The following is a 17,430-nucleotide window of genomic DNA, read 5'->3' as shown; positions in this document are numbered from 1 at the left end:
CGTCGGTGGTCAAGAACCCCGGCGCCCGGACGGACGCCAACCTCTCCTACAACTCTTCCGGAGGAACCCTGTGGCACAGGACGTGCTCACCGACCTGAACAAGGTCCGCAACATCGGCATCATGGCGCACATCGATGCCGGCAAGACCACGACGACCGAGCGCATCCTGTTCTACACGGGCATCACGCACAAGATCGGTGAGGTCCACGACGGCGCCGCGACGATGGACTGGATGGCGCAGGAGCAGGAGCGCGGCATCACGATCACGTCGGCCGCGACGACCTGCTTCTGGGACAACAACCAGATCAACATCATCGACACCCCCGGTCACGTCGACTTCACGGTCGAGGTGGAGCGTTCGCTCCGCGTCCTCGACGGTGCCGTTGCCGTCTTCGACGGCAAGGAGGGCGTCGAGCCCCAGTCCGAGACCGTCTGGCGTCAGGCCGACAAGTACGACGTCCCGCGCATCTGCTTCGTCAACAAGATGGACAAGCTGGGCGCCGACTTCTACTACACCGTCGACACCATCGTGAACCGCCTCGGTGCGGAGCCCCTCGTGCTCCAGCTCCCGATCGGTTCCGAGAGCTCCTTCGAGGGCGTCGTCGACCTCGTCCAGATGCGTGCACTGACCTGGCGCGGCGACGCCAAGGGTGACGTCGAGATGGGTGCGAAGTACACCATCGAGGAGATCCCGGCCGACCTCGCCGACCGTGCCGCCGAGTACCGCGAGAAGCTCATCGAGCGCGTGGCCGAGGCGAACGACGAGCTCATGGAGCGCTACCTCGACGGCGACACGGACTTCTCCGTCGCCGAGATCAAGGCCGCGATCCGTGCCCTCACGGTGAGCAGCACGCTCTACCCGGTCCTCTGCGGTTCTGCGTTCAAGAACCGCGGTGTCCAGCCGATGCTCGACGCCGTGATCGACTACCTCCCGTCCCCGCTCGACGTGCCGCCGATGATCGGCCACGACGTCAAGGACGAGGAGAAGGAGATCATCCGCAAGCCCGACGCGTCGGAGCCGTTCTCGGCCCTGGCGTTCAAGGTCGCGGTGCACCCCTTCTTCGGTCGCCTCACCTACGTCCGCGTGTACTCCGGCTCGATCGAGTCCGGCGCCCAGGTCATCAACTCGACCAAGGGCAAGAAGGAGCGCATCGGGAAGATCTTCCAGATGCACTCCAACAAGGAGAACCCGGTCGGCAACGTGACCGCCGGGCACATCTACGCGGTCATCGGCCTCAAGGACACCACCACCGGTGACACCCTGTGCGACCCGACCAACCAGGTCGTCCTCGAGTCGATGACGTTCCCGGAGCCGGTCATCGAGGTCGCCATCGAGCCGAACACGAAGGCCGACCAGGAGAAGCTCTCCACGGCCATCCAGAAGCTCGCCGAAGAGGACCCGACGTTCCGCGTCGAGCTCAACGCCGAGACCGGTCAGACGACGATCAAGGGCATGGGCGAGCTCCACCTCGACATCCTCGTCGACCGCATGAAGCGTGAGTTCCACGTCGAGGCCAGCGTCGGCAAGCCCCAGGTGGCCTACCGCGAGACGCTGACCAAGGTCGTCGAGCGCTACGACTACACCCACAAGAAGCAGACCGGTGGCTCCGGTCAGTTCGCGAAGGTGCAGATCGCGCTCGAGCCGATGGAGGTCACGAGCGAGAAGGTCTACGAGTTCGTCAACGCGACCTCCGGTGGCCGTGTCCCGCGCGAGTACATCCCCTCGGTCGACGCCGGTATCCAGGACGCCATGCAGGTCGGCATCCTCGCCGGGTACCCGACCGTCGGCGTGAAGGCGACCCTCAAGGACGGCGCGGCGCACGACGTCGACTCGTCCGAGATGGCGTTCAAGATCGCCGGTTCGATCGCCTACAAGGAAGCGGCCCGCAAGGCCGGTCCGGCGATCCTCGAGCCGATCATGGCCGTCGAGGTCCGTACTCCGGAGGAGTACATGGGCGACGTCATCGGTGACCTGAACTCCCGTCGTGGCCAGATCGCCTCGATGGAGGACGCCTCGGGCGTCAAGGTGGTCCGCGCGAGCGTGCCGCTGTCCGAGATGTTCGGCTACGTCGGCGACCTGCGGTCGAAGACCTCTGGTCGTGCCGTCTACTCGATGACCTTCGAGACCTACAGCCAGGTCCCGGCCAAGGTCGCCGAGGAGATCATCGCGAAGAACGCGGGGGAGTAACGCTCCAGCGTTTCTCCACAGGCGGGGGAGCCCGGCGACGGGCCCCTCGCCACCAAGTAAAGTAAAGACACACACCGCGCACCAACGATGCCGAGCCCGTACGGGCCGGCCGGGGGTGTCGCTTCCGAGTCCTGAGGAGGACCCCAGTGGCCAAGGCCAAGTTCGAGCGCACCAAGCCGCACGTCAACATCGGAACCATCGGTCACGTCGACCACGGCAAGACGACGCTCACGGCGGCGATCACCAAGGTTCTGCACGACCAGTACCCGGACCTCAACGAGGCCCGTGACTTCGCGCAGATCGACAGCGCTCCCGAGGAGCGCGACCGCGGTATCACGATCAACATCTCGCACGTCGAGTACCAGACCGAGAAGCGCCACTACGCGCACGTCGACGCTCCGGGTCACGCTGACTACGTGAAGAACATGATCACGGGTGCGGCGCAGATGGACGGCGCGATCCTCGTGGTCGCCGCCACCGACGGCCCGATGCCCCAGACGCGTGAGCACGTGCTGCTCGCCCGTCAGGTCGGCGTCCCCTACATCGTCGTCGCGCTGAACAAGTCCGACATGGTGGACGACGAGGAGATCCTGGAGCTCGTCGAGCTCGAGGTCCGCGAGCTGCTCGGCTCGCAGGAGTTCGACGAGGACGCTCCCGTCGTGCAGGTCTCGGCGCTCAAGGCGCTCGAGGGCGACGAGAAGTGGGTCAAGTCCGTCCAGGACCTGATGGCCGCCGTCGACGAGTCGGTTCCGGACCCGGTGCGCGCCACCGACCAGCCGTTCCTGATGCCGATCGAGGACGTCTTCACGATCACCGGTCGTGGCACCGTCGTCACCGGTCGTGTCGAGCGTGGCACGCTCGACCTCAACTCCGAGGTCGAGATCGTCGGCATCCGCCCGACGCAGAAGACCACGGTCACGGGCATCGAGATGTTCCGCAAGCTGCTCGACAAGGCCGAGGCTGGTGACAACACCGGTCTGCTCATCCGTGGCCTCAAGCGCGAGGACGTGGAGCGCGGCCAGGTCGTCGTGAAGCCGGGTTCGGTCACGCCGCACACCGAGTTCAAGGCGAACGCGTACATCCTGACCAAGGAAGAGGGCGGGCGTCACAACCCGTTCTACGCGAACTACCGTCCGCAGTTCTACTTCCGCACCACGGACGTCACCGGCGTCATCACGCTGCCCGAGGGCACCGAGATGGTCATGCCCGGCGACACCGTCGCGATGTCGGTCGAGCTGATCCAGCCGATCGCCATGGAGTCGGGCCTCCGTTTCGCCATCCGTGAGGGTGGTCGTACGGTCGGCGCCGGTACGGTCGAGGAGATCGTCAAGTAACTCCGGTTACCTGCGTGCAAGCGGGGTCGGACCTTCGGGTCCGGCCCCGCTTTCCCGTTGTCCGGAGTCGTCGTTCCCGCCCGCCCCGGCTGTCGTCCGCCGGGGTGTTCCCCGACAGTTCGCCCGCGCTCTGCGGACAGGAGCCGGATACGGGAGCACGATGTGGCCAAGCGGTCGGGACGTCCGGCCATCGATCGGCCGGTTCGCCCGGCCGGGCAGGGAGGCACCATGGCCGGCTTCGACGACATCCAGAAGAACGTGTCCCAGAAGGCCCAGGAAGTGACGGACAAGGCGAAGGCGTTCGTCGACGAGAACCGCGACAAGATCGAGGAGGCCGTCAAGAGCGACAAGGCCGAAGAGGTCTCGGACAAGATCATCCACGGGCTCGCGGACGGCATCAAGAAGGTCACCGGGGGCAGGTTCGACGACCAGATCGACAAGACGGCGAAGGACCTCGACGACAAGATCGGCAACGACGGCAGCACGTCGGTCTGATCGCCGCAGCCGCAGCCGCAGCCGCAGCCGCAGCCGCAGCCGCAGTCGCAGTCGCGGCCGCAGACGTCACCGCAGACGTCACCGCAGGCGCACCCGTCCGGCCTCTCGCCGGGCGGGTGCGCTCGCGTTCCGGGAGCGCTCCGTCAGCGTGTGGCCCACTCGGCGGACGTCCACGCAAAGGGGGTCAGCCGTGTACCCCGCACTGGGTGCAGCGGTGCGCTCGTGCGGGTGGATACCGTGGAGTCGCGAGGTTGAACCAACCTCCCGTGGTGACCCGAACACCGCCGCAGTACGCACCGAGGGACCCTGCCCGACGGTGACGTCGTGCTGTGTTGCGCTCGGCGTCGCCCGACGACGACCCGAGAGCACACCCGATGCGTCCTGCCCTGTTCCCTGCCCGTCCGCGCGCCCTGGCGATGACCGTGGTGGTGAGTCTGCTCGCAGCGTTGCTCTCCGTGTTCGCGGTGGTCTCCCCGACGAGCGCGGCGACGTCGCTGGTGTCCGTGTCCGTCAAGGCAGACGACTCGGTGCTCAACGGTGCACCCGCTGGTGTGACGATCACGGCGAAGAACACCACGGCGGCGGGCAGCGGTACCGGCGTCTACAACCTCGGCTACTCCTACCGGCTGCCGGTCGGCGTCTCCTACGTCGCGGCGTCTGCAGGGAAGCAGACGGGCGAACCGACGATCACGACGGTGCCGACGGCCCAGGGTGGGGGAACACTCCTCGTCTGGTCGAACGTCTCAGACCTGGTCGCCGGGGACCAGAAGTCGATCGCCTTCAGCGTGCAGTCAACGGACGCCGCGTTCCCCGTGGGCACGGCGTTCGCAGGCACCGCGCAGGTCGCGGCGAGCACGGACGCACGGACGTTGCCGGCGTTCGGAGCCACCGGCACCCCGACCGCGGGGACGACCATCAGCGCCGCGTCCGGGCAGTCGAACACGACGACGGTCTCTGCCTTGAGCATCGCGAAGGCTGAGCAGAGCCCCGAGAACGAGCTGGTCCGTGGTGTGCACGACCACCCCACCGTGTACACGCTCACGGTGAAGAACACCGCGCAGGCACCGACCAACGGTGTCGTGGTCACCGATCTGCTCCCGGCCGGCCTCGAGTTCCTGCAGTGCGGCTCGATCGACAACACCACCTCGGGCGCGGAGTACCCGGGTGCGCCCTCGCTCACGGCGACGACGCCGTCGAAGGCGACGGGATCGTGGGACGCCGCAGCGTGCGCGACGCCGCAGAGCATCGACACGGTGAACACCGTCGCAGGCCAGGGCTCGTCGGTGTTCACGAAGGTGGTGTGGAACCTCGGGAACCTGGCGAAGGGTGCCAGCGTCACCATCGAGTACCTCGCCGCTGTGCCGCTGCGGGAGAACACGATGTCCTTCGCCGGGCAGCCCGGCCAGCCGTCGACCAGCAGCACCGTCCCCGCAGCGGCGTCCCTGCAGCAGGCAGCTGACCTCGACAACAACAACGGACCGTCGACGCGTCAGGACACCGCCGACGCGGCCTCGAACGGCCGCGGTCAGACCAACCTCGTCGACGCACAGGGCACGTACACGGGCTTGGTCGGCGGCGGAGCATCGACCGCGCAGAAGGCCAACGCGCAGCTGACGGTCGAGGCGATGGACCTCGCGGTGGCGAAGAGCGTCGCACCGACCACCTTCGCGGCGAACAAGCTCGCGGCCTACTCCCTGCTCATCCGGACGAGCGAGTACGAGTCGTCCGCCGGGATCGCCCTGACGGACACCCTCCCGGACGGCCTCTGCCCGGCCTTCCCCGCCGGGACGCCGACGAGCGGCGCGATCCCCGCCGACTGCGACCCCACGAAGGACGCGCGGCTCGACCAGCAGATGACGGGTGCGCAGATCGACTCGGTCGCGTACGCGGCAGCTGACGGCACCTTCACGGTCCGGTTCCACACCGCGGACCAGGCGACGAACGCGGCGGCGACCGTGACGTACAAGGCGCTCATGCGTCAGAGCTACTCCGTGACGGGCAGTGCCGGGCCGACGGCCGCGGGTGACGACTTCACGAACAAGGTCGCAATCGCCGGGACCTCCACCGGCGTGCACGGTGACACCGGGACGCAGAAGGTCGTCGACGACTCGAAGGCGACCATCACGTCGACCGACCCGCAGATCACGAAGTCGGTGCTCCCGCGCAGCACGACGTCGCCCGTGACCAGCGCCGCGGACTGTGCTGCGGCGACCGGCCCCTACTCGTCGACCACGCCCACCGACCCGTTCACGATCGGCGACGTCGTGTGCTTCCGCCTGCAGGTCGCGTTCCCCGCCGGCGTGCAGAGCCGCAACGCGACGGTGACCGACATGCTCCCGACAGGGACCACCGCCTCAGCCGCGCAGTGGGTCGAGGGAACCGACTGGTCGTACGGTGCCGAGAGCACGGTCCCGGCTGCCCAGGTGAAGATGACGGGCTCGAGCACCTCGATGGCGTCGTTCTCGGTCGGCTCCTCGGCTGCCGGCGCCACGTACGTCGACGGGGACACCGCGGGCGCGACCGTCGTGCTCTACGTCGCTGCCCGGATCACCAAGTCCGGTTCGAGTACCACGGTGCCGGCGATCACCGCGAACCTGATGAAGTTCGCGCAGCAGAACACGGCCGGTTCGGTGACGAGCCTCCGATCGTCGGCGAACTACAGGGTCGCCGGGCCGGCGTCTGCCAGCCTGACGAAGAGCATCGTGCAGACCGGCAAGGACATCGGCAGCCTCAGCGCGAACGTGAACCCGACGAACACGACCGAGGGCCAGGTCCTGCAGTACAAGGTCAGCGTCACGAACCCGTCCGGCACCGGTGGCGCGTACCCGATCAGCAACGTCTCGGTGTGGGACGCGCTGCCCGCAGGGATCGTCTGCGCAGCCGTCGACGTCTCCGCGAGCGGCGGCACGTGCACGAACACCCCGCCGACCGGAGCGTCCTCGACGTTCTCGGGCCGCTCGTTCATCGTGTGGGCCGGCGTCGGCCCGATCGCGTCGGGTGCGAGCAAGGACCTCCTGTACACGATGCAGGTCCCGGCGCAGTCGTTCGCCGGCACCAGGTACGACAACTCAGCGTCCGTCGTGCGGTTCGACACGACGGCGGACACCGGCGCCGCACAGACCTGGGTCCCGACCCCCGTCGCCGGGACGAGCACCCACGTGTCCGGAGCGACCGGCTCGCAGCTCGTCGCCGTCACCGCGGACGCGCAGCGCCCGGTGACGATCACACCCGTCGTCGTCACCAAGACCGGCGGTACCGACGGCGGTGCGACGAACCGGTCCGGCCTGGACGCCGTGCCGGGGCAGCCGCTCGAGTACACCTACTCCGTGACGGTGAAGGCCGGCACGAGCGTCGGATCCGCGTCGCTGGTGGACCCACTGGCGAAGGTCACCGGGCTGAAGACCACGAGCGCCACCACGTGGACGCTGGGCCTGCCCGGGACCGCGAACGCGGCGACGCGCGGCATGACCGACGGTGACACGACCGTCACCTACGGCGGCCAGGACTTCACGTTCACCGGCGGTGCCACGACCAACACCGACGGGGGCGGCGCGCTCGTCTTCCCGAGCGTGTTCGACAACACCACCACGGCTGACGTGACCTTCACCGTCACGGTCGCCGGGCTCGCGGTCTCCGCCGGCACCGGCGCGTACCCGAAGCCCGACGGCACGACGTTCGCTCCGTCGACGGTGACGAACACCGCGACCTTCCGCAGCACCGACCCGGTGACCGGGACGACGGTCGCGCCGACGTCGCAGGTCAAGGTGGCGGTGACCGCACCGAACGTGGTGATCACGAAGACCGATGACCGGAACGGCGCCGTCGTCTCCGGCCAGGACGTCGTGACGTGGACGCTCACCGCGGCCAACAAGTCGACCACGACCGATGCGCGCAGCGTCCTCGTCGCAGATTGCTTCCCGTCGTCGCTGCAGTTCACGGGCTCGTCGCGAACGGAGGTGACCCCGACCCCGGCGCAACGCGATGCGCTCGGCACGTGCGGCACCGACCGCACCCTGCACGCGTGGGACGTCGGCACGCTGGCTCCCGGTGCCTCGACCACCATCACGGTGACCGGCACCCTCGCCGACGAGGCCCCTGCGGGCACGAGCTACGCGAACACCGCGAAGGTCGTCGGCTCGAGCCTCGACACCGACTACGCGACGGCCGGCGCGACCTTCGTCCAGACCGCCAGCGCCGACGACACCATCACGGTGGCGTCCCCGTCCGTGTCGAAGCAGCTCACCGCGCCGACCTGGTCGAACGCCGACGGTTCCGCCGGCGCTCCGGCCACGACGAACCCGGCGAACGGCACGGCGCTCCCTGTGCGCCCTGGTGACGCGGCGACCTACCAGGTGACGGCGACGATCCCCGCGAACGTGGCGGTCTTCGACGCCCGGCTCACGGACTCGTTGCCCGCCGGTCTGACCGTCGACGGCACCCTGACCGCGACCACGTCCGACAGCACGGTCACCGCGACGGGCACCGTGGATGCGTCGACGCGCGCCGTGACCGTGTCCGTCAGCGACATCGCGACGGGCCGACCGCAGGCGGTGGTCGTGGTCGTGTCGATCCCGGTCCGCGTGTCCACCAGCGCCACGGCGGGCACGGCCCTGTCGAACACCGCGACCTTCGCGTGGAACAAGACCGCGAAGGGGACGACCCCGACCGACGGCTCGGCGACCTCGAACCAGGCGAACGCCTCGGTCGTGGCACCGTCACTGTCGATCGGCAAGACCGCGACGGTGCTCGGGACCACGAGCAACGACCTCGACGTCGAGCCCGGCCAGTCCGTGCGGTACACCGTCACGGTGACGAACGCCAGGGGCGCGTCGCCGGCGTACGGCGCCGTCGTGACCGACTGCGTGCCCGCGGGCATCGTCGTCGACGGCACGTCGATCTCCGACGGCGGGATCCTCACCGCGGCGGCAGACGGGGCTGCGAAGTGCGGCGGCGGCGTGATCACCTGGCCGTCGACCACCGTCGGCGGCGCGGGCGCCACCGTGCAGCACACCTACTCCGCGGTGCTCGCGGACGACGTCTCGCTGACCGGCGGGCCGCTCACGAACACCGCCTCGACCGGTGACTACCGCAGCCTGCCGACGGGCGGCGCGAGCTACGACGCCGTCACGGCCACCGCGACCGTCACCCCGGCCTTCCCCGACGTCGCCGTCGCGAAGTCGAACGACACCCTCGGCGGACTGTCCTACGTCGGCGTCGCGTCGGACTTCTCCGTGAGGTTCACCAACACCGGCAGCGCCGCGACGAACGTCGCCGTGAAGGACGTCCTGCCCCCGAACTGGCAGTTCGTCTCCGGCAGCGCCACGCTCGTCCGTGACGGCGGAGCCGCAGTCTCGGTGGCCGACCCCACGACGGCCGGCAGCACCATCACCTGGTCGGGCCTCGGCCAGCTCGGGGCGAACGCCACGATGACCCTGCACTACCGGGCGACCCCGACCGCCGACGCAGCCACGACGCCCGGCGCCGGCACGGGCATCGCGCACACCAACCACGTCACGGCGACCGTCACGGACGCCTCCGGCGGCACCGGGTACGACGGCGGCGACGGCTCGTTCGTCTCCTACCCCGGTGGGCGTGCCGACGCGACGGCCACGGCGCGGATCGCCGCGGCCGACCTCGCCCTGACGAAGACGGCCACGACCGCGAAGGTCGTCGCCGGTGCGACCACCGCGAAGGCCTGGACCATCACGGTGACCAACACGGGCGACGACGACGCCCACGGCACCACCGTGGTCGACGCGCCGACGGGTCTGCCCACCGGGGCCACGCTGGCCTTCACGGGCACCGGTTGGACCTGCACGCCGACCGACGGCACGTGGAGCTGTGTCAACGGTGCCACCGTCGCGAAGGGCGTCTCGTTCCCCGAGCTCGACGTCGCGCTGACCCTGCCGGCGAACGCCCCGCTCGCGGCGATCCGCAACACCGCGACGATCCACCAGGGCACGGGCCAGACCTTCGACCCGAAGGCCGGGAACGACAGCGACTCCGCGGACCTCACACCGGTCGCGATCGCCGACCTCGCGATCACCAAGACCGGCCCGTCCGAGCAGGCCCAGGCCGGACGGACGATCTCGTGGAACCTGTCCGTGCAGAACCGCGACGACGCGGCCGTGCAGAGTGTCTCGGACGCACGCGGCACGGTGACCGTCACGGACACGCTGCCCGACACCGTGACGCTCGTCAGCGCCACCTCGACCGACACCGCGTGGACCTGCGACACGGACGACAACACCGTGACGTGCACCCGCGACGGCCTCGCGAACGGCACAACCGCCGGTGCGATCACCGTCACCGGGACCGTGCACGCGGACGTCACCGCAGCACAGTCGATCGTGAACACCGCTGCCGTGTCGGTCGACTCCGCGAAGACGACCGATCCCACGTCGTCGAACGACGACTCGAAGGCGACCACCGCGGTGGACGACAGGACGTCGCTGACCATCGACAAGGCCTTCCGGTCCGCGGCGCTGGTCGCCGGTGACCCGGCGGACTGGACCGTCACGGTGACGAACACCGGGACGGCCGACGCCCGCTCGGTCCGGGTGACGGACACGCTCGAGTCGGGCACGCGCCTCCGGTCGGAGGCCCCCGTCGACAAGGGGACCGACACCATCACCCAGACCGTCGGCCCCTGGACGTGCACGGCCCCCGCGGCCGACGGCACCGACGTCACCTGTGTGCTCGACGGCACGCTCGCCGCCGGGAAGAGCACGACGTTCACCATCACGGTGACGACCCCGTCGTCCATCACCGGCACCCTGGTGAACACCGCCGTGGTGACCGCGGACAACGCCGCGACCCAGCAGGACCAGGCCCGCAGCGACGCCTCGCAGACCGCCGGACTGTCCGTGACGAAGACCGCGGACGTCGAGACGGTCGACGCGGGGAAGGACGTCACGTACACGATCACGGTGGCGAACCCGACGGGACCGTCCGACCTGCCCGCCGGCGACGACGCCACGCCGAGCGTCCGGGTGCAGGACACCCTGCCCGCCGGCGTGGAGTTCCGAGGACTCTCCCCGGAGACCGAGCAGCACTGGACGCTCGAGTCGAACGAGGACGGCGTCCTGACGCTCTCGAGTGCCGCTGGCATCGCCGCGGGCGCGACCGACTCGGACACGATCGTGCTGACCGTGCACGTGCCGGCGTCCTTCCGCGGTTCGTCGATCGTGAACACCGCGACGGCCTCGCCGATCACGGCGTCCGGTCCCGTGGCGCACGACGACGCGACGGTCGACGTCACCGCCCACGCCGACCTGTCGATCACGAAGCAGCGCACCAGCACCCCGAGCGCCGATGCCGGCACGGACGTCACCTACGACGTCACCGTGACGAACGACGGTCCCTCGGATGCGCGGGACGCGACCTGGACGGACACCCCGCCCACGGGCATGACGGTGACGGAGGTCGCGACGGACGACACCGCGTGGAAGCACGGCGACGACGTCTCCACCTGGTCGACCGGCACGTTCCCGTCCGGTGCGGTCGCGGTGTTCCACGTGACCGCCTCCATCGCGTCGGGCACCCCGGCCGGCACGCTCCGCAACACCGTGGCGGTCGCGAGCGCGACGCCGGACACCGACCCGTCGAACGACACCTCCGGTGACGACGTCACGGTGACGACCCACGCGGCACTCACACTGACGAAGACCCCGGTGGTGAAGGTCGGCTCGACGACGGCCGCCAAGCGGGTCACCGCGGGTGCTGAGCAGGTCTGGCTCCTCCAGGTCCGCAACGAGGGACCGTCCGACGAGCAGCCCACCACGGTCGTCACCGACCAGCTGCCCGCGGGCCTGACGTTCACGGGCGCCTCGAGCGACGGCGCCGTGTGGACCTGCGACGGCGCCACCGACCCGACCCTCGTCACGTGCTCGCTCCCGACGACGATCGTCGCCGGGACGGACGCCCCCGGTCTGTGGATCACCACGAAGGTCGCCTCTGGCTACACGGCCGGGACGATCGAGAACCGCGCGGTCATCACCGGGCAGGGCACCAATCCGCCCGTCGGCACGAACGACCAGCCGGTGACGAGCCCGCTCGACGTCGACGAGGTGGCGAACGTCGCGATCACGATCGGCCACCAGGGCACAGCCGTCATCGGCAGTGACTTGCCGGAGACGATCCAGGTGCGGAACGCCGGACTGTCCGACGCCGCCGGCGTCACGGCGACGTACACGCTGCCGAAGGGCCTGACGTACGTGTCGACCGAGGTCGACCCCGCGTGGACGGTCACCGGTGTGGAACGGAACGCAGACGGCTCGACCACGGTGTCGTTCGCCCTGGCGGGGACGCTGCCGGCGGGGTCGCTCGCCCCGGTCATCACGGTGCACCAGACGCCGACGGCCGCCGCGTACCCGGGCGTGCAGCCGACCGCGACCGTCGCGACGACCACGACCGAGACGACGGTCGTCGACAACGCCGACGCCGACGCGCTCGCCGTGGACCCCGCCTCGAGCCTGTCGATCACGAAGACGCACACCGGGAAGCTGGTGCGCGGGAAGACGGTGGGCTACACGATCACGGTCCGCAACGACGGTCTCACCGAGGACCCGGGCCCCGTGGTGGTCACCGACCGTCTGCCGGCCGGCCTCACCCTGGTGAGCGTGAACGACGCGAAAGCCGCGACCTGCACCACCGGGCAGACCGTCACCTGCACCCTCACGGGTCCGCTCGCGGTCGACGGCCAGGTCGCGTTCCAGGTCACGGCGAAGGTCGCGACCGACGCCCCTGACCGCATCACGAACGTCGCCACGGTCGAATCACCGACGACGCAGGTGGTGCCGATCGCCGGCTCCGCCAGCCCGACGGACCCGATGCGCGCCAGCGACCCGGCCCCGGTGCGCGACGCACCGAAGCCCGCGGGCGAACTCGCCTTCACCGGCGCGGCCGGACTCGGGATCGGCGCGCTCCTCGCGCTCCTCGCGATGACCGTGGGCGGGGTCCTGCTGGTCGCGCGTCGACGCCGCCTGGCGTGACCGGCTGACGGACTGGAGGCCCGTGGCGGACCCGCCACGGGCCTCCAGTCCGTTGCCGGGTCCCGTCACAGGCGGTCGCGAGTTGCATCGGGGACGTGACACGCCTCCGCCGTTCCGCGACCAACGGTCGCGGGTACCACCGCGTCCGCAGCGGCCGCGGCTTCACGTACCGCGACCCCGACGGCCAGACGGTCACCGACCCCGAGGTGCGGCAGCGCCTGGAGGACTTCGTGATCCCGCCGGCGTGGGACGACGTCTGGATCTCGCCGTACGAGAACGGCCACATCATCGCGACCGGCATCGACGGCGCCGGACGTCGGCAGTACATGTACCACCCGTCGTGGCGGCAGCGGATGGACCGCATCAAGTACGACCGTGCCCTGGCCCTCGCCGAGTCCCTTCCGGCGGCACGGCGGATGGTGACGCAGGACCTGCGGCGCCCGGAGCCGGACCGACAGCGCGCGCTGGCGGCGGCGTTCCGGATGCTCGACCAGGGATCGTTGCGGGTCGGGTCGGAACGGTACGCCTCCGAGCACGGCAGCCGCGGCCTGTCGACGCTGCTCTGTGCGCACGCCCACGTGTCGGGGGACGACATCGAGCTGGACTTCCCGGGCAAGAGCGGCCAGGAGTGGTCGTCGTCGATCCACGACCCCGACCTCGCACCCGTCATCGTCGGCATGAAGCGGCGCGGACCGAACGCGCGACTGCTCTCGTTCCGGGAGCGCCGCGGAGCCGAGTGGGAACCGCTCACCGCCGAGGACATCAACGCCTACGTGAAGGAGCGGGCCGGTGACGAGTTCACCGCCAAGGACTTCCGCACGCTGCACGGTACGGTCGCAGCAGCGGTCGACCTGGCGACGACGGGTCCGCAGTCGTCGCAGGCGAAGCGCAAGAAGGCCGTCTCGCACGCGGTGAAGGCGGCGAGCGAGGTCCTCGGCAACACCCCGACGGTGTGCCGGCAGAGCTACATCGACCCGCGGTTGCTCGACGCCTACGACCACGGTGAGACGATCGACCAGAGCCGCCTGCACGCCGCGGAGTCCGAGGTCCGGGCCCTGCTCTACCGACAGTGACCACGAGGGGGCCGGGATGACGTACCGTTGGACCTCGTGCCCGACCATCCCCACACGGGCACGGAAGGACCCCCACCAGTCGTGACTGACGAGTGCATCCACGGATTCCCCACCGAACTCTGCGACATCTGCGCCCCGCGCCAGCGTGACGCGTCGGAGATCCCGACGCCGACCCCCCGCCGCACCCGGATCACCACCTCGCTCCGGACCGTCCCCGGCCAGGCCGCCGCTCCCGCGTCCTCGTTGCGGTCCCCGGTGCCCGACCTGCCCGAGGCGCGCGACTTCGCGTCGCTCCGAGCCCACCACGTGACCCACGTGGACAACCTCGACGACATCGTCGGGTCCGGCGCGATCCTCGCCTCCGACGCCGTCACCCCGGTCGTCGACGTGGCGTCCGCCGCCGCCCGCGCCGCCCGTGCCGAGGCCACCGCGCCCGACGGGTCCCCGGTCGCCGCGCACGTGCCGTTCACGCTCTCGCCGGACGCCACCCGCTGGGACGAGCTCCGCAGCGGCGCCGAGGGCGAGCGCTGGTCCGACGCCGCACGCCGGACGCGGGCGACGGAGTACATCATGCTCGTGGTGCCGGTGTCGGCCTTCGGTGAATCCGTGATCGTCGCCGACCAGGACGCCGAAGCAGCGGACGTCCGTTTCGCCGTCGGTCGTGAGGCCGCGACGAACCTCATCCGGCGCACCGACTTCACCGACCCGGAGATGCTCGGCCTCGAGCTCCTCGCGGGGCCGAGCGTGCCGTTCTCCGCCGTCGCGGTGATCGGCGTGCCGAACGACCGCGTCCGTCAGACCGTCAAGGCGGTGCTGCAGGACCACGGTGGACACGCTCCCCGGGTCGCCGTCTTCCCGCCGTGGTTCGTGCCGCCGGTGGTGGCCGAGTAGGACCTCCGCACACACGACGACATGCCCTCCGGACCGTCTCCGGAGGGCATGCTGCGTGTCGGGGCCGGCCCGTGCCGCCAGGCCCGCCGATCCCCGTGGATCCGGGGAAGTGCGGCGATCCCGACACGCCGCGAAATCGCGACACGCCCGGGTTGCACGGATGGCGCGCCTATGCGAGACTTGTCCGGTTCCGAATTCCGCGTGCGTTCGCGTGCGCAGGATCACTGCTCTGGCAGTGCACAACCCCTCTGTTCAGCAGGGCTGGGTTGGGCCGCAGGCAGCAGAACGAGATCGACTCCCTCGAATGCGCCCGGCCACAGCTGTGTCCGGACGCGGGGGTGACGACATGCCCACGCTGGACGGCCCCGGTCGCCCCGCGCGGTTGACAGGAGAACAGCGGTCATCCCACAGCGGATGCGGCCGGTTGGTTCAGGAAAACAGCCAAGCCGTGCAGGAATGCACGGTGGCGGCGGCGTCAGGCGGCCCGAGGGTGCGCGGCGCAGAGAGGACAAAGAGACACATGGCGGGACAGAAGATCCGCATCCGGCTCAAGTCGTACGACCACGAGGTCATCGACACGTCGGCCCGGAAGATCGTCGACACGGTGACCCGTGCCGGTGCGACCGTGGTCGGCCCGGTGCCGCTCCCCACCGAGAAGAACGTGGTCACCGTGATCCGTTCTCCTCACAAGTACAAGGACTCGCGCGAGCACTTCGAGAAGCGCACGCACAAGCGGGTCATCGACATCGTCGACCCGACGCCGAAGGCCGTCGACTCGCTCATGCGACTCGACCTCCCGGCAGACGTCAACATCGAGATCAAGCTGTAAGGGGGCTGGACTGATGGCGAATTCAACCAAGTCCGTCAAGGGCCTCCTCGGCAAGAAGCTCGGGATGACCCAGGTGTGGGACGAGAACAACAAGTTCATCCCCGTCACCGTGATCGAGGTCGGCCCGAACGTGGTCACCCAGATCCGCAACGTCGAGCGCGACGGCTACGAGGCGATCCAGATCGCCGCCGGCGCCATCGACCCGCGCAAGGTCAACAAGCCTGCCGCTGGTCACTTCGAGGCCGCCGGGGTCACCCCGCGCCGCACCCTCACGGAGATCCGCACCAACGACACCGCTGAGTACTCGCTCGGCCAGGAGCTCACCGTCGACACGTTCGAGGCGGGCCAGAAGGTCGACGTCGTCGGCACGTCGAAGGGCAAGGGCTTCGCTGGTGTCATGAAGCGCCACGGCTTCGCCGGCGTCTCCGCTTCGCACGGTTCGCACCGCAACCACCGCAAGCCCGGCTCGATCGGTGCTTCCTCGACCCCGTCGCGTGTCTTCAAGGGCATGCGGATGGCTGGTCGCATGGGTGGCGAGCGCGTGACCGTCCTCAACCTCACGGTGCACGCCGTCGACGCCGAGAAGGGTCTGCTGCTCGTCAAGGGCGCCGTCCCCGGTGCTCGCGGTCGCTCCGTCTTCGTCCGCACCGCCGTGAAGGGTAAGTGATCATGGCCACCACGACCGCAACCACGATCGACGTCCTCGACGCATCGGGTGTCAAGTCCGGCACCGTCGAGCTCCCCGCTGAGCTCTTCGACGTCGAGACCAACGTCCCGCTGATCCACCAGGTCGTCACCGCGCAGCTCGCAGCCGCGCGTCAGGGCACCCACAAGACCAAGAACCGCGGCGAAGTCCGCGGTGCCGGTCGCAAGCCGTTCAAGCAGAAGGGCACCGGCCGCTCCCGTCAGGGTTCGGTCCGCGCTCCGGAGCACACCGGCGGTGGCGTCGTCCACGGACCGACCCCGCGCGACTACTCGCAGCGCACCCCGAAGAAGATGATCGCCGCGGCTCTGCTCGGCTCGCTCTCGGACCGCGCCCGCGGTGGCCGCATCGCCGCTGTCGAGGGCTTCGTCGCCGCTGAGGTGCCGTCGACCAAGACCGCGCGCACGCTCCTCGAGAAGGTCGCGCCCGTCAAGAACGTGCTCGTCGTGCTCGAGTCGGACGACGAGCTCACGCTCAAGTCGATCCGCAACCTGCCGAACGTCCACGCGCTCTCGTACGGCCAGCTCAACGCCTACGACGTGCTCCGTGCCGACGCACTCGTCTTCAGCAAGAGCGCACTCGACGCCTTCATCGCGTCGAAGACCGCGAAGGAGATCTCCGCATGAGCGGCTTCAACAAGGACCCGCGCGACATCATCATCTCGCCGGTCGTCTCGGAGAAGAGCTACGGCCTGATCGACCAGGGCAAGTACACGTTCATCGTGGACCCCCGTTCGAACAAGACCGAGATCAAGCTCGCGATCGAGAAGATCTTCGACGTCAAGGTCGCCAGCATCAACACGCTGAACCGCCCGGGCAAGACCCGTCGCACGCGTTTCGGCATGGGCAAGCGCAAGGACACCAAGCGCGCCATCGTGACGCTCAAGTCCGGTTCGATCGACATCTTCACGGCTGTCGGCTGAGG

The 17,430-nt window shown here is 69.6% G+C and carries 10 protein-coding genes; all 10 read left to right on the top strand.

Annotation, left to right across the window (positions count from 1 at the left end):
- The first annotated feature begins 70 nt into the window (after positions 1–70).
- Positions 71–2,188 (top strand): elongation factor G, encoded by a 2,118-nt coding sequence (gene fusA / locus BLT36_RS01330; RefSeq protein ID WP_092091237.1) that lies wholly within the window; start codon positions 71–73, stop codon positions 2,186–2,188.
- 146 nt (positions 2,189–2,334) lie between these two features.
- The gene (gene tuf / locus BLT36_RS01325; RefSeq protein WP_092091235.1) at positions 2,335–3,522 is read left to right on the top strand and encodes an elongation factor Tu; all 1,188 of its coding nucleotides are present in this window, start codon (positions 2,335–2,337) and stop codon (positions 3,520–3,522) included.
- 228 nt (positions 3,523–3,750) lie between these two features.
- Entirely contained in the window at positions 3,751–4,017 is a 267-nt protein-coding gene (locus BLT36_RS01320; protein ID WP_092091233.1) for a hypothetical protein, read from the top strand.
- Positions 4,018–4,445: 428 nt separating this feature from the next.
- On the top strand, positions 4,446–13,010 hold the full coding sequence (locus BLT36_RS01315; protein ID WP_175529435.1) for an isopeptide-forming domain-containing fimbrial protein: 8,565 nt from the start codon (positions 4,446–4,448) through the stop codon (positions 13,008–13,010).
- 95 nt (positions 13,011–13,105) lie between these two features.
- Entirely contained in the window at positions 13,106–14,083 is a 978-nt protein-coding gene (locus tag BLT36_RS01310) for a DNA topoisomerase IB (RefSeq protein WP_092091229.1), read from the top strand.
- A gap of 81 nt (positions 14,084–14,164) precedes the next feature.
- A complete protein-coding gene (locus BLT36_RS01305; RefSeq protein ID WP_092091227.1) occupies positions 14,165–14,974 on the top strand; it encodes a DarT ssDNA thymidine ADP-ribosyltransferase family protein in 810 nt (269 codons plus the stop codon).
- 520 nt (positions 14,975–15,494) lie between these two features.
- Positions 15,495–15,803: a 30S ribosomal protein S10 gene (gene rpsJ / locus BLT36_RS01300; protein WP_022903286.1), complete on the top strand. Its 309-nt coding sequence runs from the start codon at positions 15,495–15,497 to the stop codon at positions 15,801–15,803.
- Between the two features lie 13 nt (positions 15,804–15,816).
- The gene (rplC, locus tag BLT36_RS01295) at positions 15,817–16,470 is read left to right on the top strand and encodes a 50S ribosomal protein L3 (protein WP_092091225.1); all 654 of its coding nucleotides are present in this window, start codon (positions 15,817–15,819) and stop codon (positions 16,468–16,470) included.
- 2 nt (positions 16,471–16,472) lie between these two features.
- Positions 16,473–17,132 carry a 50S ribosomal protein L4 gene (gene rplD / locus BLT36_RS01290; protein WP_092091223.1) on the top strand — a complete coding sequence of 220 codons (660 nt, stop codon included), beginning with the start codon at positions 16,473–16,475 and terminating at the stop codon, positions 17,130–17,132.
- Positions 17,129–17,428: a 50S ribosomal protein L23 gene (gene rplW, locus BLT36_RS01285; RefSeq protein WP_022903283.1), complete on the top strand. Its 300-nt coding sequence runs from the start codon at positions 17,129–17,131 to the stop codon at positions 17,426–17,428. The genes rplD and rplW overlap by 4 nt, the downstream gene beginning before the upstream one ends.
- The last annotated feature ends 2 nt before the right edge of the window (positions 17,429–17,430 follow it).

This window comes from Curtobacterium sp. UNCCL20 (genome assembly GCF_900101675.1).
Lineage (GTDB): Bacteria > Actinomycetota > Actinomycetes > Actinomycetales > Microbacteriaceae > Curtobacterium.
Note: the sequence above shows the minus strand (reverse complement) of the source record. Positions and strands in the feature narration are given on the sequence as shown.

Coding starts and splice junctions, on each gene's coding strand:
- BLT36_RS01320 (WP_092091233.1), top strand. CDS start 3,751: ATGGCCGGCTTCGACGACATCCAGAAGAACGTGTCCCAGAAGGCCCAG.
- rpsJ (WP_022903286.1), top strand. CDS start 15,495: ATGGCGGGACAGAAGATCCGCATCCGGCTCAAGTCGTACGACCACGAG.
- rplC (WP_092091225.1), top strand. CDS start 15,817: ATGGCGAATTCAACCAAGTCCGTCAAGGGCCTCCTCGGCAAGAAGCTC.
- rplD (WP_092091223.1), top strand. CDS start 16,473: ATGGCCACCACGACCGCAACCACGATCGACGTCCTCGACGCATCGGGT.
- rplW (WP_022903283.1), top strand. CDS start 17,129: ATGAGCGGCTTCAACAAGGACCCGCGCGACATCATCATCTCGCCGGTC.